This is a genomic window from Ruegeria sp. SATB027 (assembly GCF_059613825.1).
In genome coordinates this window covers 1-2,139 of the sequence record NZ_JBXWTH010000020.1, presented here as the reverse complement: position 1 = coordinate 2,139, position 2,139 = coordinate 1, and the positions used below count along the sequence as shown (strand labels likewise).

Here is a 2,139-nt window from a genome sequence, read left to right as displayed (position 1 = left end):
CGATGTTGTCCCATTCGGTGCCCCTTTCATGGACAGGGGTAAAGTACCCCAGTGTCCGGAAACAGGGACGAAGTCCAGCACTCCCCAAACCGAACAACCGCACCAGGTTCGACTTTGTCTTTGGGGCCGAAATCGAACGCATTCAATACCGCAATCTTGGCTTCGGCTTCGTGCTCGCGGTCATCGAACGCCTCGGCAAGATCGGCTGCAGCTTCGGCTCGACTCTGCTCATCGCTTTCGATGGTTTCGGTTCGGTCCAGTCGCGCCGAGCTCAGAAAGCGCTCATAGGTTTTATGGGCTTGGGCAAGCTCTGCTTCGGTCAGGGCAAGCATCGTTTCGCGCAGGTGACTCTTGTCGATCATGGTTTTTCCTTTACGGTAATGGGAAGATTCAACGGTATGATAAAGCGTGAATTATTATTGTCACGCACTATGGAGGGGAAACTTGGGCGCAGCACTTTCCATCGTCATTTTGTTTTCGGTCTCGTCCACGATCGTGCGTGTGGCGGCTGTCTTTCTCGAACATACTGGCCTCTCAAAGGAGATATCCAGAGTTCAAGCCATGTCTGCGCTAAGCGGCACGGGGTTTACGACCTCCGAGTCGGAGTTAATCCTCCAGACGCCGGAGCGCCGCAAGATCCTCACTGTGCTGATCATCACAGGTTCGATTGGTTTGGCTTCGGTGGTTGCGACTTTGGTTATTGGTGCATTCGGGATCGAAGAAACGGCAAGCGGCGTGCTGTTTCAACTTGCTGCAATTGTCCTTGCCATCGCTTTTGTTCGCTATGTTCTTTTCTCTCCAATCGTAGATGGGTTTATATGTGGCATCGCGCATGCGTGGCTTGCCAGGCGGATGGCTCATGCACCTTATACGATCCTGTATCAGCTTGACGCCGAGAATTTTCTGGCCGAGCACACCATTGCTGCAGCACCTGAATGTATGGAAAACTGGCATAAAGACCTGGTTGTCGTAGGAATCCGGACGAATGCGGGTTGCAAATTACGAGCTTGGGATGGAACCGTATTCGCGCGTGGGTCGAAGGTCTTGCTTGCGGGTCCGCGTTACGCTCAGGACGCATTTTCAGAACGCCACTGCATGCGCGCCCTGCACGGAGGGCATTGACGCATGGAAAATGCAAGAACTTCGCCGGGATTTCTTCATCTGCATTCGCTCGCGGGCGGTGCAGAATGGCTTCATATGTGCATCAAGCACAAGGAAACCAGCACCTATCTGATGGACGTCGCCATGCTGGACGATCTGGTCGTCGATGCCATGATCGAGGAAGACACGCGCTCACGGGTGCGGGTAAGCGATGCGGGTATCATGGTGCTCCTGAAAGTGATGCATATCAGTCAAGACATGGCCAGTCCCGAGGATATGGTCTCAATCCGTGTTTGGATCGACCATGCGCGCGTGATCACCACGCGCGAGGCAGACGTCGACCCGATCATTGTGCTTCACGCGCGCCTTGTTGAGGGTATAGGCCCTACGATGCCCGGTGAGTTTCTTGCGGATCTCATCGAAGAGCATTTTGATGAGATTGACGAGCACATCGAGGCGCTTGAAGATGCTGTCAATCGGATTGAGGAGATAGTCAACCGCCACAAAACTGAAGCCGCCTGCTCGAATATGGCACAGACCCAGTCGCGGATCAGCGGTTTTTTGCGGCACCTCGGCCCGCAAAGAGCGGTTTTAGCACAATTGTCGCGGCGGAAACATGTCTTGCTTAGCGAACGCGACCGAGCGCGCATCGATGACGGGCTCGACCAGTTATTGCGGTATCTTGAAACATTGCAAAACCTGCGGGACCGGATCGGTATTTTGAACGATCAGGTCGCGCGTATACAGGACAGACGCATCATGCAAAGCTCATTCATCTTCTCTGTCGTTGCAACGATCTTCCTTCCGCTGGGGTTTATTGTCAGTGCCTTTGGCGTGAACCTCTTAGGCATCCCGTTGGACAACTTGCCTCACGGGTTCACCGTGCTTATGGTCTTCTGCTTGGCCATCGGTATCGCACTTGTAATCCTCTTCAGGCTCAAGAAATGGTTTTGAGAGCGTGTTGGCTTTGTTGCACAAATGGCGTGAGGGATTCCCTGTTTGAATCCAGTGGGGTAGCAATGGTGCATGAGCAGTTGG

The 2,139-nt window shown here is 53.6% G+C and carries 3 protein-coding genes; 2 read left to right on the top strand and 1 reads right to left on the bottom strand.

All coding sequences use genetic code 11. From position 1 onward, the window contains the following. Nucleotides 1-26 precede the first annotated feature (26 nt). A complete protein-coding gene (locus AC2FPW_RS04175) occupies nucleotides 27-362 on the bottom strand; it encodes a hypothetical protein (RefSeq protein WP_496812648.1) in 336 nt (111 codons plus the stop codon). 82 nt (nucleotides 363-444) lie between these two features. Here AC2FPW_RS04175 and AC2FPW_RS04170 point away from each other — a divergent pair, with 82 nt between their 5' ends. Further along, complete coding sequence (locus tag AC2FPW_RS04170) at nucleotides 445-1,122, top strand: hypothetical protein (protein ID WP_496812647.1); 678 nt, start codon at nucleotides 445-447, stop codon at nucleotides 1,120-1,122. Between the two features lie 3 nt (nucleotides 1,123-1,125). Further along, nucleotides 1,126-2,055: a CorA family divalent cation transporter gene (locus AC2FPW_RS04165; protein WP_496812646.1), complete on the top strand. Its 930-nt coding sequence runs from the start codon at nucleotides 1,126-1,128 to the stop codon at nucleotides 2,053-2,055. The last annotated feature ends 84 nt before the right edge of the window (nucleotides 2,056-2,139 follow it).

Coding starts and splice junctions, on each gene's coding strand:
- AC2FPW_RS04175 (WP_496812648.1), bottom strand. CDS start 362: ATGATCGACAAGAGTCACCTGCGCGAAACGATGCTTGCCCTGACCGAA.
- AC2FPW_RS04165 (WP_496812646.1), top strand. CDS start 1,126: ATGGAAAATGCAAGAACTTCGCCGGGATTTCTTCATCTGCATTCGCTC.